Raw genomic sequence first — 21,545 nt, 5'->3', positions numbered from 1 at the left:
CCTGCTTACTTGTACGCTATAGCGCACGATGCTAAATTATCCGAATGCTATAACGCACAAGGAGCGCCAATGCGTCTTGCCACGTTTTCCACAACCTCTTCGCTGCCGTTTACCAGCATTCTGGCGGGCTTCGTCGCCGTGCTGGTCGGCTACGCAAGCTCTGCCGCTATTATCTGGCAGGCGGCCTCCGCTGCTGGCGCAAGCCCGGCGCAAATCGCCGGATGGATGACCGCGCTTGGCTTCGGCATGGGCATCAGCACGCTGGCGCTGACGCTCTGGTATCGCATGCCGGTGCTCACGGCCTGGTCAACTCCTGGCGCGGCGCTGCTGGCGACCAGCCTGCAAGGTGCAACGCCCGGAGAAGCGGTCGGTATCTTTATCTTTGCCAACGCGCTCATTGTGCTGTGCGGCGTCACCGGGTTATTCGCCCGGTTGATGAAAATCATTCCGCACACGCTGGCGGCCGCGATGCTGGCCGGTATTCTGCTGCGTTTTGGCTTGCAAGCCTTCACCAATATTGAGGGCCATTTTGCGTTGTGCGGCAGTATGCTACTGGCCTGGCTGGTCTGTAAAGCCCTCGCCCCACGCTATGCTATTGTTGCAACATTAATTATTGGTGCGCTGGTCGCCATAATACATGGTGACGTTGTCACGGATCGACTGACACTTTCCGTCGTTGCTCCGGTTTACACCGCGCCGGAGTTTCGCTGGACATCGCTTATCAGCATCGGCATTCCCTTTTTTCTGGTGACGATGGCCTCGCAAAACGCTCCCGGCTTCGCCACGATGCAGGCTTCCGGTTACACCATTCCGGTTTCACCGCTGATTATTTTTACCGGCGCGCTGGCGCTATTGTTCTCACCGTTTGGTGTCTATTCGATCTGTATTGCGGCGATTACGGCGGCCATTTGCCAAAGTCCGGATGCGCACCCGGACGCCAGCAAACGCTGGATGGCAGCGGCGGCGGCAGGCCTGTTTTATCTGCTGGCGGGAATATTTGGCGGCTCGATCAGCGGGCTGCTGGCCGCCCTGCCGTTGAGCTGGATCCAGACGCTCGCCGGGCTGGCGCTTCTGGGCACGATCAGCGGTAGTCTGCATCAGGCGCTGGTTAAGGAAACGGATCGCGATGCGGCTATTGTCACCTTCCTGGTGACCGCAAGCGGCGTCACGCTGCTGGGCATTGGTTCGGCATTCTGGGGATTAGTGGCAGGCGGTGTCTGCTACGGCGCATTAACGCTGGCGCGCCGCGCGTAGCTGTGACGGCGTCAGCCCTTTTGCTGCTTTAAAGCGGTTGCTGAAGTGGCTGGCGGAACTAAAACCACAGGCCAGGGCAATATCGGTCAGCGGAAGAGTGCTGTTGAGCAACAGATCGTTCGCCCTGACCATCCGGCGCTGCATCACAAACTGGTGCGGCGCAACGCCCATCGACTGGCGGAACATGCGGGCAAAGTGATATTCACTGAGCGCAACCTGCGCCGCCAGATCCGACAGCAACAACGGCTGCGCCAGATGCGCTTCGATATAATCCAGCACATTACGCAGCGCCACTGGCGCCAGACCGCCATTCACCACGGGCAATTGCCACTGCACATTGCTGTAGTGCTGCACCAGATGCGTCAGCAGCAGTGTTGAAGCGGTGCTCAGCGTAAGCTGGTTGGCATTTTGTTGCCAGTCGCAACCCAGCAGAAACTGGCGATAAAGCGCGGTGATGCGCGCATCCTGCGAGAAGGTTTTCTCATCAAGGGTGAACGCGGCCGGGCTGCGATCCCAGACCTTCTCCCCGACGTCCCGCAAATGCTCATCGGTGCAGTAAAGGTGGACGAAGGTCAAATCATCGCGAATATCCCACACCGATTCGCTCTCTTTCGGCATCAGACAAAAACGATCCGGCCCACCGCCGTTTTTCCAGCCATACGCAGTTTTGTGGTAACTCTCGTAGCCATCGGCCACGTACAGGCTCAGCGTATGGTGGTTGCAGTACTGCGTAATGTTGTCGCGTTTGTTCGACCAGACGGCCAGTTGAATGCCAGAGTGCAGCGCCACCGAATTGTGCAATACGGTGTTGTGTTTGCTCAGATTTTCAAAGGCTTCGTAGTGGTCAGGCATTCGCGGAATTTATCATTGATCAACCAGAACCCCAGTCTATGAATAGCTGAAGCCGGATTCCAGCGTTGTGTGAAGAAAAGCGCAAGAATATGCAAGTCCGGCGCAACCCCGTGCAATCGCCCCTGCCCGCTTTTTGCCACACTCAGGGTTCGTTTTTCGCATCGGAAATGACTATGAACGCATTGCTGTACGGTCTGGTGGTGATTATTTGGGGAACAACGTGGATTGCGATTTTTCTGCAACAAGGCCCGGTGCCCGCGCCGGTGTCGATTTTCTGGCGTTTTGCGCTGGCAACGGCGGTAATCATGCTGGTGCTGCTGGTTCGCCGCAAACTGCGTGGTTTACCGCTGCGCGATCACCTGTTTTGTCTGCTGCAAGGCAGTTGTGTCTTCGGCTTTAACTTCTGGTGTTTTTATACCGCCGCCGCGTGGATTAACACCGGGCTGGAATCGGTGATCTTTTCGATGGCGGTGCTGTTTAACGCCGTTAACAGCTACCTGTTTTTCGGGCAAAAACCGCCTGCACGCTTCTTTATTGCTGCTGCGCTGGGGCTAATCGGTATTGTGACGCTGTTCTGGGAAGATCTGGTCACCAGCGGCTGGAGCAGCTCGCTGCTGCTGGGTATTGGTCTTTCGGCGCTGGGGACGCTGGGCTTTTCGTTTGGCAATATGATAAGCCTGCGCCATCAGCGTAAAGGGCTGGAAACCCTGACCACCAATAGCTGGGCGATGCTCTACGGCACGCTGATTATGGGCGCAATTGGCCTGCTGCGCGGCGACGATTTTACGCCGCAGTGGACAACAAGCTATCTCGGCGCACTGGTTTATCTGGCACTGTTTGGTTCGGTTATCGGCTTTGGTGCCTATTTTACGCTGGTTGGCCGCATTGGTCCGAGCAAAGCCGCGTACAGCACCTTGCTGTTTCCGCTGGTTGCGCTGAGCATTTCGACCTTTTATGAGGGTTACGTCTGGCATCTGAATGCGATTGCCGGTTTACTGCTGATCCTCACCGGCAACCTGGTAATGTTTGCCCGCCCGGAAAACTGGCTGGGCGGTCGCGGATGGCGGCGTAAAGCTAACGTTTGCTGATGCCCCAGTTGGGCACAGGAAAATATTGACCGTCCATCCGTCTAAAAAATTAATGGTGATGCCCCAGGGATCTTAATGCGATCCCTGGGGATTACCTGTTTTCGCTACCAGCGGCCATAGGGGTATTTTTTCCCTTTAATAAAAACCTCTGTATCTCCGTAATATTTATACCCATCAGGATGTTTGGTTATTCCTTTGCAGATATCCAGCTTATCCCCGGACAGCGTATACAGAACTGACGGTGTGACGCGGTAATTCGGCTCAGAACCGCTTCCCTGTAACCAGACGGCTATTTTCCCTCCCGGAGCCAGCCCGATCTGCACTCTGTCGTAATATGCCGTATCCCCCTTATAATCCTTATATTCACTTGGCCTGAGCATTTTTTCGAGGATCGGTTTAGGGATCGTCAGATGGGTCTCATATACCTTTTTATCGATCACGGAGTCCCAGCAAAAAATAATATGCCGGGGAGGACGGTTCACGTGATTCCAGTAACCACCAGCAACCCGATCATTGTCATTCCACTCGCCGATAACGCCAGGCATGTCGGGGGTACTGTTGAGCGTATTAAAACGATAAATAGCCCCATCAGCATCCTGAACAACGGCAAAAGTCACCAGAGCGGGCAGTGCTTTGGGCGTGAAAAAATCAAAGGTCCACTCTGCGGGCGCATCGTTTTTAACAGCTGAAGAACCGGCCCGGCCTGCACTGTGGCAGGCAGTCAGAACCAGCAGTGAAAGCAACCCTGCCGTGCGAATTATTTCCATATTTTATTTCCTTCCATATTGTAAACAGTCCACGCAGTTCCAGTTGGCCGAATAGTGGGGCCCGCATTCCGATTTCCGGGGTAGTAAATCCAGGGGCCGATATTATCAGGCCAAACAATAAAAAAACTGGCTGAAAGGGAGTATTGTCCTTCGCAGCCAGTTGATTTCAACTCATTCTAGAATTTTTATTAATTCACAATGCGTTACGTTTATTTTGCCGAGCTTATATCAAACATTGTGGCGTCGGTCGCCATATCGTCAATCACCTGTTTCAGGGAGTCGACGGTGACCTGCGCCTTTTCATTGCTCACATCTTTGCCCTCGCCTTTGCGCACCACTTTCAGTACCGGCGCATTGGTTTGGGCATCAATCAGCTCACCTTCAAAGTAGAGATGCGTATTCATGGTGCGGTGGCCGGTTGCCATCTGCGTGCCCGCAACCACCATCGCCACCGGAATCACTTCGTAGAACTGCAACCCCTGTTTGCTGGCGTCAACGCCGGTGATAGCACCACGGAAAATCAGGCTATGTGCCCCCGGCGAAGTGACCAGAGGTTTACGCGCCGCCGCAGCGGCTTTCAGTTTGCTGTTGGTGTAATTGAGTACGCCATCCAGCACCTGCTGATTTACCTGGCTGGTGGGTTTGGCTACCGGATAATAGGTTACCGGGTGATAAACAATGCTGTCATATTTTGCCGGGTCAAAGCCCGGAGCCACCCAGCGCAGCACCGGTTTGCCGGTTGCTGAAGTGGTTTCCTGCAGGCCGGAATAATCTTTCAAAAAGCCGGAGTATTTTTCCGGCGCGGTCACTTTTGAGGCACAGCCAGATAACGCCAGCAGACCGGTCAATACGGCAACGCTAACCAACGCATGTTTACGCATAAGAAATTCCCTGTGAGTGCACGATTGCCATTAAGTTATAGCAAATGCATTCACAGTCCGACGGGGCAAAAAACCGCGCGAGATCAAAAAATTGCCGCCTGAGCAAGCCAGGCGGCAAACGCTTATTTTTTCAGATCCACCTGCCAGAAAATATGTTTGCCAAACGGATCGATTTCATAGCCCTGCACCTCTTTGCGTACCGGTTCGAAAATCGTTGAATGGGCAATCATCACCGCAGGCATCTGGTCATGCATCATCTGCTGTGCCTGTTTATAAAGCGCCACGCGTTTCTCATGATCGGTGGTGGCTTTCGCTTCGGCGATCAGGTTATCAAACGGTTTGTAGCACCATTTCGCCGAGTTGGAGCCGCCATTGGCCGAGGTACAGGTAAACAGCGGGCCGAAGAAGTTATCCGGGTCGCCGGTGGCCGTCGTCCAGCCCATCAGCGCCGCCTGGTGCTCGCCGCTCTTCACGCGTTTCAGGTATTCGCCCCACTCATAAGTGACGATTTTCGCCTGCACGCCTACTTTCGCCCAGTCCGCCTGAATCATCTCCGCCATACGTTTAGCGTTCGGGTTATAGGGACGCTGAACCGGCATCGCCCACAAATCGATGGTGGTACCTGCCGGTAGCCCGGCCTCTTTCAGCAGCGCTTTCGCTTTTTCCGGGTCGTAATCGTAATCCTTCAGCTCGCTGTCAGCGCTCCATACGCCCGGCGGCAGCAGGTTTTTCGCTGCGGTGCCCGTGCCCTGGAATACCGCCTGAATGATGGCCGGTTTATTGATGGCCATCGCCAGCGCCTGGCGTACTTTGACATTATCCAGCGGCGCTTTTTGCGTGTTAAAGGCAAGGAAACCGGTATTCAACCCGGCTTTGCTCAACAGGGTGATATCTTTGTTCTCTTTCAGGCGCGGCAGATCCGCCGGATTGGGGAACGGCATCACCTGACACTCGTTTTTCTCCAGTTTTGCCAGGCGTACTGACGCATCCGGGGTGATGCTGAACACCAGGCGGTCGATTTTCGCTTTGCCCTGCCAGTAGTTATCAAACGCGGTGAACAGAATGCGCGAATCTTTCTGATACTGCGCCAGACGGTACGGCCCGGTGCCGATCGGGTCCGTATCCACCCGCTCCGGGGTGCCGGCTTTCAGCATCGCATCGGCATATTCAGCAGAAAGCATCGAGGCAAAATACCAGCCCAGATCGGCAACAAACGGCGCTTCCGGATGCGCCAGCGTAAAGCGCACGGTATGGTCGTCGAGTTTATCGATGGCGGTGATCAGCGAACCGAATTGCAGGCTTTCAAAGTTGGAATAGGTACCGTTAGAGACGTTGTGGTACGGGTTATTGGCATCTTTTTGCCGCATAAACGAGAAGATCACATCGTCGGCATTAAAATCGCGCGTCGGCGTGAAGTATTTATTGCTCTGGAACTTGACCCCTTTGCGCAGATGGAAGGTATAAACCTTACCGTCTTCGCTCACGTCCCAGCTTTCCGCAAGGCTCGGCTGCAACTCGGTGGTGCCGACTTTAAAATCCACCAGCCGGTTGTAAACCGGTACGGCGCTGGCATCCACGCTGGTGCCGGAGGTGTAAAGTTGCGGGTTGAAGTTCTCTGGCGATCCCTCTGAACAATAGACCAGGGTCTTAGCGGCGACAGAAGAACTGACTACAAGCGAAGCCAATGCCAGAGCAAGTGTTGTCGGTTTGCTAATCATAGTTTTTCCTGTTGTTTTCTTTTAAATGCTTGTTGTTTGCCCTTTCATAAATAACATTAAAGTGAATTTGCAAACACCTGATAATTCAAATAAAGAAGGAATCACTATGCCGTCGTCTCTCGCCAGTCAATTAACTCATCGCTTCTTTCGTTACCTCTCTATCACCAGCCAGAGCGATGCCACTGCGACAACACTGCCAACCACCGTCGGGCAGTTTGATATGGCGCGCGAGCTGGCGAATGAGCTGAAAACACTGGGGCTGGATGAGATCGTGATTGATGATCATGCGACAGTGACCGCCGTGAAAAAAGGCAATGTTCCGGGCGCGCCGCGTATCGGTTTTATTACTCATATTGATACCGTTGATGTCGGTTTGTCGCCACATATTCATCCGCAAATCCTGCGTTTTGAAGGTGAAGATCTCTGCCTGAATGCCCGCAAAGATATCTGGTTGCGCGTGGCGGAGCACCCGGAAATTCTGGCTTATCCCAATGAAGAGATTATTTTCAGCGACGGCACCAGCGTGCTCGGCGCGGATAACAAAGCGGCGGTAACCGTTGTTATGACGCTGCTGGAAAACCTCACTGCCGAACATCGCCACGGCGATATTGTGGTGGCTTTTGTGCCGGATGAAGAAGTCGGGCTGCGCGGGGCGAAAGCGCTGGATTTAAAACGCTTTGACGTTGATTTTGCCTGGACCATTGATTGCTGCGAGCTGGGCGAGATCGTCTATGAGAACTTTAACGCCGCCAGCGCGCAGATCCGCTTTACCGGCGTGACCGCGCACCCAATGTCGGCGAAAGGCGTACTGGTTAACCCGCTACTGATGGCGATGGATTACATCAGCCATTTTGACCGCCAACAAACGCCGGAACATACCGCTGGCCGCGAAGGTTATATCTGGTTTAACGGCATCAATGCGGTACAGGGGCATGCCGATCTGAGCGCCAGCATCCGTGATTTCGATAGTGAAAGTTTTGCCCGCCGTAAGCAGCAGATCGCCGACGTTGCCGCCAAAATCGCCGCGCAATACCCTACCGCCAAAGTGGAATACAGCATCAGCGATACTTACAGCAATATCAGTAATGCTATCGGCGAAGATCGCCGGGCGATCGATTTGATATTTGAAGCGATGGCATCGCTGGGCATTACGCCGAAACCGACGCCGATGCGCGGCGGCACCGATGGTGCGGCGCTGTCGGCCAAAGGTTTGCTGACGCCGAACTTTTTTACCGGTGCGCACAACTTCCACTCGCGCTTCGAATTTCTGCCGCTAAAAGCGTTTGAAGCCTCGTATAACGTGGCATTGCAGCTTTGCCTGCTGGCAGCGCGTTAACGTACCTTATTGCTTTTTCGCACATTAAAGGCCGGTTCCAGCGCCCTCATACGGCGAACAGCGAGCAGAAATCGCGGGCAGAGATTGCCCGCGAGCAGGACGGGATCAAGCAGGTTTGCGCGCCAGTATGGTGGCGAAACGCAGTTTAATGCGGTTACCGTTGGCGTCGGTGCGGTGTAGTTCACCGACATCTTCGTTGTATTTCAGCAACTCCCAACCGGCGTAGTATTCGCGCAGTTCACCCTCTTTAAAGGCAAACGGGAAACCGACCGTGCACGGGAAATCCGCCGTATCCATCGCCGCCACAATCAGGTTATAACCACCCGCTTTGGTGCAGCGCTGCATGTTATTGATAAGCCCGGGAATGGTTTGCGCTTCGAGGAACATCAGCACCACGGTAGAGAGAATAAAATCGTATTCACCGTCGAATTGCAGGGTGTTTAAATCCGCCGCATCTATGTGCAGATTTTCCAGCCCTTCAGCATCGCGAATCGCTTTCAGATTGTTAAGGCTGTTCGGGTTTTTATCCCAGGCGGTCACCTCAAAACCCTGGCTTGCCAGCCACAGGCTGTTACGGCCATTGCCGCAGCCGAGATCCAGCGCCTTCCCCGGCTGGATATATTTCAGGGCGTTCAGCACTTCGGAGTGCGTCGCGGTCAGCGCATATTTTTCCGTAAAATAGTTTTCAGGGCGATTCGTCATGGTCAAGTCAGTACCTTTAATGTGCATTTGGCATGCATTTTATGAATTTCATCCGCCGATAGCCAGCGGCAGAAAATTTGCTACGTTTAATTCAGGCTGACGGGAGATACGTGGCATGAATAAATATCGTCTCAGTGATGAGTCGCGCACATTTAGTTATCAGATTGGTGGCGAGAAGAAAACGGTCGCGCTGCGCCAGATTATCGCGCTGCGTGATTTTAATGACGTCAAAGCGGGCAGTTATGGCGGCTGGGTTGATGAGGAAAATGTCGTCGATCAGCAAGGAAACTGCTGGATTTATGATGAAAACAGTATGGTTTTTCTCGGCAGCCGTATTAGTGGTAACGCGCGGCTCACGCAGCCCTGCGTTATCTGTCATGAGGTGGTGATCAAAGATAACGCCTGGGTGGACGGCTGTGAAATCAGCCACGGTGCCGAATTAAGTGACAACGTCACCGTACAGTTTTCGACCGTGCGCGGAGAGTGCCGTTTGCGCGGTGATGCACGTATTCTGCATGGTTGCAATATCTTTGCCGCCAAAGGGTTAACACCGGAACGTGAGCAGATCCTGCAAATTTACGACCGGGCCACCGTTAGCCATTCGCGCGTGGTGCATCAGGCGCAGATCTATGGCGACGCTATCGTGAATTACGCTTTTATTGAACATCGGGCGGAAATTTTCGATTTTGCCCTGCTTGAAGGGAATGAACTGAACGACGTCTGGGTGTGCGACTGCGCCAAAGTTTATGGGAATGCCAGAGTGGTTGCCGGTGCCGGAGACGATGACATTCCAACATTACGTTACAGCTCGCAGGTGGCAGAAAACGCCGTGGTGGAAGGCAATTGCGTGCTCAAACACCATGTGCTGGTCGGCGGCAATGCGCGGTTGAGTGGCGGTCCACTGCAACTCGACGAAAAAATTGTGGTTCAGGGCAACGCGCGCATTCAGGGAAATGTGCTGATCGAGCATCAGGTGACGCTGAGCGACGATGCGGTTGTCGAAGCGCTGGAGGGCGAAAATATTCTGCTGCGTGGCCCCAAAGTTATCAACAACGATCAACGTATTACCCGCACGCCGCTGGCTGGTGCGATATAAATATTCCCCCGCAATTATTCCCGCTGGAAAGATAATTTCCCGGCGGGAACAGAATTATCCATAAAGGGTAATGAACATTCCCCCACGAAATAAAAATTGATCTGCATCTAATGAACCCACCCTTTATTTTGTTGAAATCCGTCGCGGAAAAACGATGACATTTCACACTGCCTTTACTTATTTTTTATTTTTTAAAACGTTGGTATTTCAAGATCATGGAGTGATTCTTATGAATCTATTTAAGGGAAAGTTTGCTTTATCGCTTATTGCTACTGGAATTATTGTTTCCTGTAACGCATTTGCTTATCCGCAATATGACATCAGTAAAGCCTATCTGGGCGGTGAAAAAGTCACCGATAATAAAATAGATTATGAAGCACAATGGTATGCCAACCCGGGCGAAAAACCGAACCCGTCCGTGCAGAATACCTGGGAAAACGTCTGGAAAAAAATTGGTGAATCCACCGGTACCGATCCAGAGCCGGAACCACAGCCTGAACCTGAGCCGGATCCAGAACCGCAGCCGGATCCGACGCCCTCTGAATACCCGCCTTTCCAGGCCGGTCACGCGTATAAGCAGGGCGATATCGTCAGTAACGCAGGTAAAGATTATGTCTGTAATGTCGCTAACTGGTGCAGCAGCAGCTCGGAAGTTTACATGCCGGGTACGGGTTGGGCGTGGGAAAGTGCCTGGTCTCTGCTGAACGGTACGCCGGAAGCGGGTTTAGAAGTCACGCAGGCCGATCTGGACGCGAAGGAAGCACAACTGACCGATTTCCCGCAATTGGTAGCGGTAAAAGATGCGCTGAAGACGCTGGACAACGCTCTGGTTGAAAAAATTCAGCCGGGTGCCTCCACAAACCCGGCGAACGTAAAACGCGTAGAACAGTTGATTACCGCTGAAAAATGGGATCTGTTCTTCCCGCATCGCGATCCGGCTTATACCTACGACAATTTCCTGAAAGCGGTGGGTAAATTCCCGATTCTTTGCGCCGATCATACCGATGGCAAAGATGCGGACGCCATTTGTAAAAAAACGCTGGCGACCATGTTCGCCCACTTCGTACAGGAAACCGGTGAGCACGCGGCGCAAAGCGACGTGGCGCAGTGGCAGCAGGGTCTGCACTGGGTGCGTGAAATGGGTATGTCCGAAAGCGCTTACGATCAGTACACCGGCGCAACCTGCGATCCGACAACCTGGCAGGGCAAAGCCTGGCCTTGTGCGACGGACGCCAACGGCAACAAGCTGAGCTACTTTGGCCGTGGCGCCAAGCAGTTGAGCTACAACTTCAACTATGGTCAGTTCTCGCAGGCGATGTACGGTGACGTCAATGTTCTGCTGAAGCAGCCGCAACTGGTCGCGGATACCTGGCTGAACCTGGCAAGCGCCATCTTCTTCTACGTTCAGCCGCAGCCGCCAAAACCGAGCATGCAGGCGGTTATCGATGGTAGCTGGCAGCCGAACGATGCCGATAAAGCCAACGGTCTGGTACCGGGTTTCGGCGTGACAACGCAGATCATCAACGGTGGCGTTGAGTGCGGCGGCAGCACCGAGATTGCGCAGTCATTAAACCGCATCAGCTACTACCAGGAATTCGCCAAACAACTGGGCGTACCGGTACCGGCAAATGAAGTGCTGGGCTGTAAAGGTATGAAGCAGTTCACCGAAACCGGCTCTGCGGCGCTGAATCTGTTCTGGGTGAAAGATGACAGTTATGTCGCCAGCAACCCGGGCGGTAAATCCTACGCCTGTAAACTGGTTAACTGGCAGGAAAATGATTTCAGCGCGTTGGTCAAAGGCGACTACACCCGCTGTGTTAAAGCCAGCTTCCCGGATATCGTGATCAAATAATCCTCTCTGTGCCAGGCGCTGAATCTGCCTGGCACCCTCCTCTTGCCCGCTGTAAAAGTGCTGTTTATACTCAGTGGGCATTTCTCCTAATGCCGTAGGCGTTACCGTCATCCAACGCGCCCGGGTTCCCAGGGTCTCAGCAGAGAAAACAGGGGCCACTATGGCGCGGCACTCGACAACTTTCCCCTTAGCCCGTTGTGGCTGTCGTCGCCTTTCCGTTATTAATGGCTGGAGAGGATATTCTGTGAAAATTAACGGCAATACGATTCTGATCACCGGCGGCACTCGCGGCATTGGCCGTGCGCTGGCGCAAGCGTTCCATCAACGGGGCAACCAGGTGATTATCACCGGGCGTCGCCAGACGCTGATTAATGAGATGCTGCGTGAGAACCCCGGCATGGCCGGGTTTTGCCTGGATGTTGGCAATGACGCTCAGCTTGCCGGCCTGACGCAATACGTCAGGGCGCACTTTCCCGGGCTGAATGTGCTGATAGCCAATGCCGGGATCTCGCAGACGGAGGATGTCACGCGCGATAGCTGGAGCGCGGAGGTGGCGCAGCAGATCGTTGACACCAATATTATGGGCGTGATCCGTACAACGGCGGCGCTGCTCCCCCTCATCAAACAGCAGCCGCAGGCAACATTGATGGTAACCAGTTCCGCGCTGGCTTTCGTACCGCGCGCCGATTTCCCGACCTATTGCGCCAGTAAGGCCTTTTTGCACACCTGGCTGCTCTGCCTGCGCCATCAGCTTAAGCACATTCCGCTGGAGGTTCTTGAACTCTCCCCGCCCTATGTGCAGACGACGTTAACCGGTCGCGAACAGGCTACCGATCCGCGCGCCATGCCGCTGGCAGACTATATCAATGAAGTGATGCAGCTTCTTGAGCAGCAGGCGCATCCGGACGGCGAGATCCTGCTTGAGCGCGATAAACCCCGGCGCCGGGCAGAAAGAGAGGGAACTTTTGCGCAGATTTTTCAGGCCATGAACCCCGACGTTTAACCCCTTTTTTCCGGCAATTTTTCGCTGACTGAACTTTTTTTTCGCCTGGCGGGAATAAACCTCCCGCCTGTTCGTCTTATCTGCTCATTGTTAGCAGGATGAGCGAAAATGACCCAAACTCCCTTTACTCCACGCCAGTTAATCACGCGCCTTGCCGTCATTGCACTGGTTCCGTTGCTGTTTATCGTACTGTTTTTATGGGGCGGCGGCTGGCTGTCGCCTCAACGGCTAACCTCCGACAAGCTGGTCGGCGTATTGCAACAAGCCGGTGGCGAACATCCGGGGTTTCGCCGCAATCATGCCAAAGGTATTTGTGTGATCGGGCGTTTTATCTCTAATGGCAATGCCAGCGCACTTTCACGGGCTTCGGTATTCGCTGCGGGAGAAACACCGGTGATCGGGCGTTTTGCCATTGCTGGCGGGAACCCCTCCGCGCCGGATTACGCCGTGCCGGTTCGTAGCCTGGCGCTGGCCTTTCAGCTGGCAAACGGTGAACAGTGGCGCACCGGAATGAATGCCATGCCGTTTTTCCCGGTTTCGACGGTAGAACAGTTTTATGAGCTACAAGTCGCTTCGCTGCCGGACCCGGCAACCGGTAAGCCGAACCCGGAAAAATTCAAAGCGTTTGTGCAGAAAAACCCCGAGATTATGCCGTTTCTGGCGTGGGCAAAACAGAACGTCCCCTCCTCAAGCTGGGCGAGCGATCGCTTTAACAGCCTGAATGCCTTCCGCTTTATCGACAAATCCGGCGCGGCGCATCTGGTACGCTGGAGCGTGGTGCCGCACACCGCTTATCAGCCGATCGGCGCGGCGCAGAAAAACGATAACGATTTTCTGCAAAAAGATATCCAGCAGCGCCTGGCACAAGGGCCATTACAGTGGGATCTGCTGATCACCGTGGCCGCAAAAGGTGACGACGGCAGCCACGCATCGCAAGTCTGGCCCGCCGATCGTCAGACCATCAATGCCGGAACGCTGGAGCTGAGTCAGGCCACTGCCCAGCAACAAGGCCCGTGCAATGACATCAACTATGATCCGCTGATCCTGCCCGATGGCATCGCCGCCTCTGACGATCCATTACTGAATGCGCGTTCGGCGGCCTACGCCAAATCGTACAACGCGCGCACCCGCGAACAAGCCGCACAGACAGGAGCCCACTGATGAAACAGGTTGCTTATTTTCACCCGGCGCTGCGCGTCCTGCACTGGCTGATGGCGGCAGCGATCATCGCCATGCTGTTTATTGGCGTGCTGATGGTCTCAACCATTTCGTCACTGCACAGTTTGCTGGTGTCAATTCATAAACCGCTGGGTATGATGATTCTCGTCCTGGTGGTCGTGCGTTTGTGGCTGCGGTTTTATACTGCCACACCAGCGTTACCGGCATCGCTGCCCGCCTGGCAGCGCGCAATGGCGCACCTCTCGCACTGGGCGCTCTATGCAATGATGCTGGCGCAACCGCTGATCGGCTGGGCAATGCTGTCGGCGGCAGGCTACCCTGTATCATTAGGTTCAGGCTTCGTTTTACCGCCCATTCTGCCGGTAAATAATGACTGGTACGCGATCCTGCGTCCGCTGCATTCTTTGGTCGCGTTGGCGCTATTTATTACGGTGATGCTGCATCTGGCCGCCGCCTTATTACACGCGTTAATACTGCGTGACGGGGTATTTGAAAGTATGTCCGGAACCCGCAAGCGATAAAGGCTATCTATGCAACTGACCGATGATCAAATTCGTCAGGTGATGCCGCATTTGCAGCGTTTTGCCCTGTGGCTGACCCGCAATCCGCACAGCGCGGATGATCTGGTGCAAAACTGCCTGACGAAAGCGTTGACGCGCAGGCCGGATAACACCGAGGCGGAAAGCCTGCGCGCCTGGCTGTTCGCTATCCTCTACCGGCAATTTATTGACGGCGAGCGGCGACGCAAACGCTATATGAAGTTGCTGAGCTTTTTTACCGGCGAGGAAGCGCTTAGCAACTCGTCGGAGTCGCTGGCAATTGCCGACGATACGCTGGCGCTGTTCGCCACCTTGCCCACCGAGTATCGCGTCATTCTGCTGCTGGTGAGCGTTGAAGGGCTGAGCTATAAAGAGGTGGCCGCCACGCTGGATATTCCGACCGGCACCGTAATGTCCCGCCTGTCGCGGGCGCGCAAAATGTTGCATGAGAAATTAGAAGGTAAGGTAACACCGTTACCGCTGAGGAGACTGAAATGACGCTGCCACCTGATGAATACGATCTGCATGCCTGGATGGATGGCGAAACCGATGAAGCGACCTCAAAGCGGATTGAACACTATCTGGCGCAAAACCCGGCGGCAGCCGCACAAGTGGCGGGATGGCGGCGAGACGCGCAGCAGTTGCGCCAGGCAATGCAGCAGCAACCTGTGCAACTGGAAAGCCCCGAACCGCACTATTTTCGTCGCCAGGTGCGGCAGCAACGCCAGTGGAAACTGGCGACGGCATTTGCGCTGATGCTGGCGCTGAGCGTCGGCGGTTTCACCGGCTGGCAGATGAAAGAGTCGCAAATGTTGATGACCCATCAGCCGATGGAAGACGCGGTACAGGCTTATAAGCTGTTTGACAATACCGCCGTCACGCCGATGGATGTGGTTGCCACGCAGCAAACGGAGCTAACCCGCTGGGTGTCGCGCTATTTCATAAACGGTCATCAGCCGCCGAACCTGGAGCAGTACGGCTTTACGCTGGTTGGTGGAAGGTTGATTGCCACCGCGCAGGGACCCGCCGCGCTGATTATGTATCAGGGGCCAAGCGGCACGCGGGTTGGCTGGTACATTCGCCCGCTCAGCCCGGTGAAATTACCGCATGGTGAACGTCAGGCAGACGATGTCATGGCGCAGTACTGGAGCGATGAACATTACAACTACGCGCTGGTGACACCGATGAATTCCGCCGCCGTCAACGGATTGCGTAAAGCGGTTTCACAGGCGACCAGCTAGTTTTGCGATTGAAGAACGCTGGACAAACCGCGGGCTAACAGTTGACGCGGTGCGTCGCTGCCATCCACAGGAAGCAGCGTTCTGCTGCGTATTTTCCAGCGCCCGGCATGGCGTTCAAGCAGCCAGCGGTTAACCACAACCCGGTGAATACGATACCCGGTTGACACGCCATGGTTGGCGAGTTCCCGACGCTCGCCCTGCTTATCCAGCGCGATGATCTGTAAATATGAGGTCACGGTGGCGCGGTCACCGCGCAAGTCGATAAGCGGCAAGCCAGCAAAATGCGCCAGCCCTCCCCGAATCGCCTCTTCATGCTCCGGGCGGAGGATAAAGGCGGCGATCGCCTCCGCGCCCTGAGCACCGTCCAGACTCCCGCCGCGATCAAATACCCCGTCCGGCATATAAACCGATGCGGTGTAATCGGCAAGGGCGGTATCGGCACTCGGTGGGTGTGAGGCAATCAGTTCGTAAATGGCGAGCTTGTCTTCGATTATTTGCAGTCGCTGCGTAATCGCATCAGTCATGGTCGATTTCTCCGGTTATGCACTGACCGCGACTATAACTGTTCTGATGAACTCTATAATCAGCTCATTATTGGATGCAGTGATTAGCTGAAGTTAACAATGGTGTTGGGGAACGGATGATCAGCAGCAGCGATTTTGTCGCCTTAAAAACGTTTTTGATGGTAGCGGAACAACTTAACTTCCGGGCGGCTGCCGAACAGTTGGGCCTCTCCGCATCCGCCGTCAGCCAGCAGATCGCGGCGCTGGAACAGCGGTTAGGCGTGCGGTTGTTCAATCGCACAACGCGTTCCGTCAGCCTGACCGATGATGGACAGGCACTCTATCAGCACGCTGCGCCATTACTGGAAAACCTGACGCAGGCGCTTGGCAATGCGCAGTCCCGCAGCCATTCACTGCGGGGAACGTTACGCATTCACGCGTTTCGCTCGGCGGCGCAGCGTTTCCTTGATCGAAAAGTCCCTGGCTTTTTGGCCACCTGGCCTGATGTGCGTATCGATATCACCACACAGGATGCGCCGATTGAATTGGTGTCCGGCGGGTACGATCTTTCACTGCGGCTGGGCGAGGTGCTGGATCCGGGGTTGGTTGCCGTTCCTGTGGGAGGCCGTTTGCACCAGATTGTGGTCGCCTCACCTGCTTACCTGGCGTCACATGCGCCGATCCGCCACCCCAACGATTTGCGCCAGCACAACTGTATCGGCTGGCGCTGGCCGGGTGCTGTATTGCCCGCCACCTGGCAATTTCGGCACAACAACCAGACATTGACGCTGCCGCTATCGGGGAATCTGGTGGTAGATGATCGTGAACGCCAGTATCAGGCGGCCATTGCCGGGGTTGGCTTTGCGCAAGTCACCGCAGAACGGGTTGAAACGCACCTGGCTTCCGGTGCGCTGGTGCGGATTCTGACCGCGTGGGAAATGGAATTTGACGGTTACTATCTGTGCTGGACGGCGGGAAAAACCATGTCCCCGACGATGCGCGCGTTTATTGACTGGCTGCGCGCAGATTAAGCGGACTGGTCGTGGGTGACAACTTTTGCCCAGATGTTCTGGTCGTCATAGTGGCCGTTGAGAAACTCCGCCTGTTTCAGGCAGCCTTCCAGCGTAAAACCATTCCGTTTCGCCACCTGATTACTGGCGTGATTCGCCACCCGGCATTTGATGACAAAGCGCCGCACATCGCCCCGGCGGGCATAAAACGCCATCAGTGCCTGCAACGCCTGCGACAAAATCCCCTGCCCCTGAGCCTCTTTATCCAGCCAGTAGCCGATATAGGCCGTCTTGTTGAGCGGTTCGATGGTGTTAAACGCCAGCACGCCAGTGACAACTTCATCAACCACGATCATAAAGGTCTTCGCGTAGCCACGCTGGTGCAACAGCATATTGCTTTGTAGCGTTTTACGGGTATCGTCCACCGTGCGCACATACTGCGGCCAGTCGAGAAACTGCTGCAAATAGTCGCGATTCTTTACGATCAGCTGGTATAAATCATGCACAAAGCGTTCGTCTGCGGCCTGCAGGGTAATATGGTCGTTTACGGGAATGGTGGTATCTGAGTGATGTTCCGTTGCCATTACGCCTCCGGAAAGCATTCGCCCCCAAACGGGGGCGAAGGAAGATTAACGCATCACGCGGTCGTCAACGTAGTTACGCTTGTCCGCCGCGGGCGGGAAATATTGATACAGCCAGGTTTCACTGATGGCATCGCCCTGACAGCGCAGGAACATGCGCATCTCCACCGGATCGGTGGAATCATTGGTCGGATACCAGTCGAAGAGAATACGGTAACCGTCGAACGGTTCCACATACAGGATTTCAATCTGTTTCGCTTCGCCGCTGGAGAGCGTGATCACCGGCTCAATGCCTTTCGGCGCGGCCGCTTTCAGATCGCCGCCGACGAAATCGATGGCAAAACGACGCGCCCATTTCTCCGGATAATGCTCACCCGGTGCCCAGCCTTCCGGGAAGCCGCCCATTCCGGTGCGGGTCGCGTAGACACGCGCCAGCGGTGAACGGACCGGCGGCATCGCGCTCCAGTACAGACGATACTGGAAAGCAAACTCATCGCCCGCTTTCACCGGTTTTTCCGGCTGCCAGAAGCACACAATGTTATCCAGCGTTTCGCCAGTAGTCGGGATCTCCATCAGGCTTACCGCCCCTTTGCCCCAGCGGTTGCGCGGCTCGACCCACAAACTTGGGCGTTTGTTATACCAGCCCATAACATCCTGATAATGGGAGAAATCGCGGTCCAACTGCAACAGACCAAAGCCTTTCGGGTTTTCATCCTGGAAAGCGTTGAACTGCAATTTCTGCGGGTTATTCAGCGGACGGCAGATCCACTCGCCGTTGCCGCGCCACATTGCCAGACGGTCAGAATCGTGAATTTGTGGATGAATGGTGTCGCAAACGCGACGCTCATTGTTGCCGCAACTAAACATACTGGTCATCGGCGCGATGCCGAGCTGTTTGATGTCTTTGCGCGCGTACAGGCGGTTATCTACATCCATGATCACCTGGCTCTCTTCGCAGTGGATCACGAATTTGTATGCCCCGGTGATGCTCGGGCTGTCCAGCAGTGCATAGACGGTAAAGGTGGTATCAGACGGTTTCGCGGTTTCGAACCAGAAGGCGGTAAAGTCCGGGAACTCTTCCGGCTGATCGGTAAAGGTGTCAATGGCCACGCCGCGCGCGGAAAGGCCATACTGGAAGGTGCTGTCCACCGCGCGGAAATAGCTCGCGCCGAGGAATGAGACGATATCGCGGCGCGCCAGTTCCGGCGCTTTAAAGGCACGGAAACCGGCAAAACCGAGGTCGCTCTGGCCTTCCAGTTGTTTGGTATCCACGCCCGCATCGTGATAGTTGAACAGCTCCGGGCGGAAGTGGATTTCACGCGCCTGATGCGTTTCCTGATCCAGCGAGAACATGCGCACGCGGCGGCGGAAACCCATGCCGACATGGAAGAACTGCACATCCAGTTGACGCCCGTCGACGTTATTCCACAGCGAGTGCTGCGCATCATACTGGATGCTGTTGTAAGCCTGCGGCGTCAGGTTTGCCAGCGTATTCGGCAATGCTTTCGGCGCACCACCCCACGGCTGCTCCGACAGATCGTGCGCCATTGATTGCAGCACAGAGAAGTCAAAACGGCGGCTCTGCCCATCGGCAATATCCGTCTCCGCCGCAAACGCCGCGCGGGAGAAAAGAGATGCAACACCGGTGGTGCCGTAGGTGGCTGCAAGGGCCATGGATGCCTGAATAAATCGTCTGCGGTTCATGCCTGGTAACACGTCCTTCTGGTCGTAGAATGGCATTTCGCAATTGTGCGAAATAGCGACAAAAGCATTTCTTTATTGAACGCACACTCTAGACAAAATTCATTGAGAATCCAATTGTTGGCAGTTGAGAATTTACTCAAAACCGAAAATATTTCCTGTCGTTCGGATCAACCCGAAAAGAATGTAAAAGTCACCCCAGCTCTGTGCGCATTTTTTAGCGGGCAATAACCTGTACAGATTGTCCACTTCGCTGGACAGACGCCGCGTTGTCCACTTCCGGGCACTATGCCCACAGCTTATATACTTGAATCGCACGAATGGATTGTGCAGATGGCGATCGAGACGCTAATGTCTGAGAGGATTTCACACATGTTAACCAAAGATAGACACGCTTTTACTGGTGAGAAAGAGGCGTTGGCTTTATTAGAATTCTCCATGGGTTTTGTCTGGCAGGCGGCACTACGTACGGCGGTTATTTTAGGCGTTGCCGAACAATTAACGACAGAAGCGAAAACGGTGAAGCAACTTTCCGCCGCACTGAACACTGACAGTGGCCGATTGCGACGTATTTTGCGCATTCTGGCATCGCGCGGTCTCTTTCACTGCGCAGAAAACGATGTTATTTCCCTGACGCCAATGGCGGAATTACTGCTCGAGGATCACCCCTGGTCGTTACGTCATGCCATTCTGATGCTGACGGATAAAACCTTCTGGTGGCCCGCACTGGAACTGACTGAGACGGTACGTGGCGGTGATGCTTTTCACAGGCTTTTCGGCAGCGCATTCTATGATTACTGGGCGCAACAAGATCAAACGAATAACGTCTTTCACCGAGGAATGTACTCGATGTCACGGGTTGAAAATGAGGTGCTGGTACGCGCTTATGATTTTCCACCTCAGGTTACCGTGGCGGATATTGCCGGAGGGTATGGAAATTTATTGCTTAATATATTGCGTCATAACCCAACCACGAAAGGTATTCTTTTTGACCGCGCAGAGGTATTAGCCGGGAATATTTTGCACCACCTCAATGATAATTCCCGCTGGTCATTAATAGCGGGCAATTTTTTTGAAACCTGCCCGTCCGCAGATATTTACGTATTGAAGTACATTGTTATGGATTGGGTCAGCGAGAAGGCGCTGCAAATATTGAAAAACTGCCGTAAGGCAATGCCTGCGCAGGGCAAAGTGCTGTTACTTGAACCCTGTATCGCCGCAGCAGACAATGACCCGGGCAGTTACGCCGTTGATCTGCTGCTGCTCAGCAGTTTTGCCGGTGGGCAAGTCAGAACGCCGGCCGAACTCAACGCGTTGTTTTCGGCCGCTGGGTTAAAACTGAATCGCATTATCCGCACCGAGAGTTGGTTATCCATCATTGAAGCAGTCGCTGCGTAGCGCGCAGAAAGAAAAAAGCCCCTGCCGGACATCAGGCGGCAGGGGCCAGAGTAGTGAAACGTTATTGTGCGCTCACGCTAACATCAATACCGGGGAAATATTTTTCCGCCAGATTTTTGATGGTGCCGTCAGCACGAACTTTATCAATGGCGGCATCAAGCTGTTTTTTCGTCGCATCGTCACCTTTGCGCAGCCCAAAACCGATGCCGCTGCCGAGGATCGTATCGTCCGATACCGGTTTGCCGATAAAGCCAAACCCTTTCCCCTGCGGCTTGCTGAGGAAACCTGCCTGCCCCGCCGCCGACATCACCAAAGAGGCGTCAATACGGCCGTTCAGTAAATCTCCCCACGCCATATTCTGATCTTTATACGACACCACCGTGACACCGTGCTTTTCCCAGTGCTCTTTGGCGTAAGTTTCCTGAATGGAACCCTGCAACACGCCGATGGTTTTCCCTTTCAGCCCTTCCGCAGTGGCTTCCATCCCATCGCCGCTTTTACCGACCAGTTGTGAAGGAATGCGGTAAATTGGTTGCGTGAAATCGATGCTTTTACGCCGTTGTTCGGTGATGTTCATCGCCGAGTTAATGGCATCAAATTTTTTCGCCGTCAGCCCTGGGATCAGCGCATCAAACGAGGTCTCCACCCAACTGCATTTCAGTTGTGCGGCTTTACAGATGGCGTTTCCCAGCTCGATATCAAACCCTTCCAGCTCGCCTGCGGCATTGCGGCTTTCGAACGGCGGATATTCCGCCTCAACGCCGTAACGCAGTTCGGTTGCCGCGAATGAAGAGAGTGAGCAGAGCAAACCCATCCCCAGACAGAGTGCTTTTAGTTTCATTAT

The 21,545-nt window shown here is 54.5% G+C and carries 21 protein-coding genes; 12 read left to right on the top strand and 9 right to left on the bottom strand.

Annotation, left to right across the window (positions count from 1 at the left end; genetic code table 11):
- The first annotated feature begins 69 nt into the window (after positions 1-69).
- Positions 70-1,254, top strand: a complete 1,185-nt coding sequence (locus AWR26_RS12530) for a benzoate/H(+) symporter BenE family transporter (RefSeq protein WP_064566231.1) — start codon at positions 70-72, stop codon at positions 1,252-1,254.
- On the opposite strand, the gene AWR26_RS12525 is transcribed toward AWR26_RS12530, so the two are convergent.
- Entirely contained in the window at positions 1,231-2,106 is an 876-nt protein-coding gene (locus tag AWR26_RS12525; protein ID WP_064566229.1) for a helix-turn-helix domain-containing protein, read from the bottom strand. The two genes, AWR26_RS12530 and AWR26_RS12525, sit on opposite strands and share 24 nt — an antisense overlap.
- Positions 2,107-2,279: 173 nt before the next feature.
- Here AWR26_RS12525 and AWR26_RS12520 point away from each other — a divergent pair, with 173 nt between their 5' ends.
- The gene (locus AWR26_RS12520) at positions 2,280-3,194 is read left to right on the top strand and encodes a DMT family transporter (RefSeq protein ID WP_064566227.1); all 915 of its coding nucleotides are present in this window, start codon (positions 2,280-2,282) and stop codon (positions 3,192-3,194) included.
- A 104-nt stretch (positions 3,195-3,298) separates the two neighbouring features.
- On the opposite strand, the gene AWR26_RS12515 is transcribed toward AWR26_RS12520, so the two are convergent.
- The 3 genes from AWR26_RS12515 to AWR26_RS12505 form a co-directional block, all read right to left on the bottom strand.
- Positions 3,299-3,961, bottom strand: coding sequence for a DUF2931 family protein (locus AWR26_RS12515; RefSeq protein WP_064566225.1), 663 nt, complete (start codon positions 3,959-3,961; stop codon positions 3,299-3,301).
- Between the two features lie 209 nt (positions 3,962-4,170).
- Entirely contained in the window at positions 4,171-4,842 is a 672-nt protein-coding gene (locus AWR26_RS12510; protein ID WP_064566223.1) for a DUF3313 domain-containing protein, read from the bottom strand.
- Between the two features lie 122 nt (positions 4,843-4,964).
- The gene (locus tag AWR26_RS12505; RefSeq protein WP_064566221.1) at positions 4,965-6,560 is read right to left on the bottom strand and encodes an ABC transporter substrate-binding protein; all 1,596 of its coding nucleotides are present in this window, start codon (positions 6,558-6,560) and stop codon (positions 4,965-4,967) included.
- 106 nt (positions 6,561-6,666) lie between these two features.
- Between AWR26_RS12505 and pepT the strand changes: the two genes are divergently transcribed.
- Positions 6,667-7,896: a peptidase T gene (pepT, locus tag AWR26_RS12500; protein ID WP_064566218.1), complete on the top strand. Its 1,230-nt coding sequence runs from the start codon at positions 6,667-6,669 to the stop codon at positions 7,894-7,896.
- A gap of 105 nt (positions 7,897-8,001) precedes the next feature.
- On the opposite strand, the gene tehB is transcribed toward pepT, so the two are convergent.
- On the bottom strand, positions 8,002-8,598 hold the full coding sequence (gene tehB / locus AWR26_RS12495; protein ID WP_007372028.1) for a tellurite resistance methyltransferase TehB: 597 nt from the start codon (positions 8,596-8,598) through the stop codon (positions 8,002-8,004).
- Between the two features lie 115 nt (positions 8,599-8,713).
- Here tehB and ydcK point away from each other — a divergent pair, with 115 nt between their 5' ends.
- The 7 genes from ydcK to AWR26_RS12460 all read left to right on the top strand — a co-directional run bounded on the left by ydcK (position 8,714) and on the right by AWR26_RS12460 (position 15,508).
- Positions 8,714-9,694 (top strand): YdcK family protein, encoded by a 981-nt coding sequence (gene ydcK, locus AWR26_RS12490; RefSeq protein ID WP_064566216.1) that lies wholly within the window; start codon positions 8,714-8,716, stop codon positions 9,692-9,694.
- Between the two features lie 229 nt (positions 9,695-9,923).
- Entirely contained in the window at positions 9,924-11,546 is a 1,623-nt protein-coding gene (locus AWR26_RS12485) for a glycoside hydrolase family 19 protein (RefSeq protein ID WP_064569007.1), read from the top strand.
- Positions 11,547-11,790: 244 nt separating this feature from the next.
- Complete coding sequence (locus AWR26_RS12480) at positions 11,791-12,549, top strand: SDR family oxidoreductase (protein ID WP_064566215.1); 759 nt, start codon at positions 11,791-11,793, stop codon at positions 12,547-12,549.
- A 108-nt stretch (positions 12,550-12,657) separates the two neighbouring features.
- Positions 12,658-13,710 carry a catalase family peroxidase gene (locus tag AWR26_RS12475; RefSeq protein ID WP_064566207.1) on the top strand — a complete coding sequence of 351 codons (1,053 nt, stop codon included), beginning with the start codon at positions 12,658-12,660 and terminating at the stop codon, positions 13,708-13,710.
- Positions 13,710-14,249, top strand: coding sequence for a cytochrome b (locus AWR26_RS12470; protein WP_064566204.1), 540 nt, complete (start codon positions 13,710-13,712; stop codon positions 14,247-14,249). The genes AWR26_RS12475 and AWR26_RS12470 overlap by 1 nt, the downstream gene beginning before the upstream one ends.
- Before the next feature lie 9 nt (positions 14,250-14,258).
- A complete protein-coding gene (locus AWR26_RS12465) occupies positions 14,259-14,765 on the top strand; it encodes an RNA polymerase sigma factor (RefSeq protein ID WP_064566202.1) in 507 nt (168 codons plus the stop codon).
- Complete coding sequence (locus tag AWR26_RS12460) at positions 14,762-15,508, top strand: anti-sigma factor family protein (protein ID WP_064566200.1); 747 nt, start codon at positions 14,762-14,764, stop codon at positions 15,506-15,508. Before AWR26_RS12465 ends, AWR26_RS12460 begins: the two co-directional genes overlap by 4 nt.
- Here AWR26_RS12460 and AWR26_RS12455 read toward each other — a convergent pair.
- Positions 15,505-16,032 (bottom strand): nuclear transport factor 2 family protein, encoded by a 528-nt coding sequence (locus AWR26_RS12455; RefSeq protein ID WP_064566197.1) that lies wholly within the window; start codon positions 16,030-16,032, stop codon positions 15,505-15,507. The two genes, AWR26_RS12460 and AWR26_RS12455, sit on opposite strands and share 4 nt — an antisense overlap.
- 116 nt (positions 16,033-16,148) lie before the next feature.
- Between AWR26_RS12455 and AWR26_RS12450 the strand changes: the two genes are divergently transcribed.
- On the top strand, positions 16,149-17,042 hold the full coding sequence (locus AWR26_RS12450) for a LysR family transcriptional regulator (RefSeq protein WP_064566195.1): 894 nt from the start codon (positions 16,149-16,151) through the stop codon (positions 17,040-17,042).
- On the opposite strand, the gene rimL is transcribed toward AWR26_RS12450, so the two are convergent.
- A complete protein-coding gene (gene rimL, locus AWR26_RS12445) occupies positions 17,039-17,605 on the bottom strand; it encodes a 50S ribosomal protein L7/L12-serine acetyltransferase (protein WP_064566193.1) in 567 nt (188 codons plus the stop codon). The genes AWR26_RS12450 and rimL overlap by 4 nt on opposite strands.
- Positions 17,606-17,650: 45 nt before the next feature.
- Positions 17,651-19,306, bottom strand: a complete 1,656-nt coding sequence (locus AWR26_RS12440; RefSeq protein ID WP_064566192.1) for a glucan biosynthesis protein D — start codon at positions 19,304-19,306, stop codon at positions 17,651-17,653.
- Positions 19,307-19,636: 330 nt separating this feature from the next.
- On the opposite strand from AWR26_RS12440, the gene AWR26_RS12435 reads away from it, so the two are divergent.
- On the top strand, positions 19,637-20,701 hold the full coding sequence (locus AWR26_RS12435; protein WP_322788455.1) for a methyltransferase: 1,065 nt from the start codon (positions 19,637-19,639) through the stop codon (positions 20,699-20,701).
- 61 nt (positions 20,702-20,762) lie between these two features.
- Here AWR26_RS12435 and AWR26_RS12430 read toward each other — a convergent pair whose 3' ends face one another.
- A complete protein-coding gene (locus AWR26_RS12430) occupies positions 20,763-21,542 on the bottom strand; it encodes an ABC transporter substrate-binding protein (protein ID WP_064566187.1) in 780 nt (259 codons plus the stop codon).
- Positions 21,543-21,545: the final 3 nt, after the last annotated feature.

It is taken from the genome of Kosakonia oryzae, from assembly GCF_001658025.2.
GTDB lineage: Bacteria > Pseudomonadota > Gammaproteobacteria > Enterobacterales > Enterobacteriaceae > Kosakonia > Kosakonia oryzae.
The sequence above is the reverse complement of the archived record's forward strand: the minus strand, read 5'-3'. Positions and strand labels throughout refer to the sequence as shown.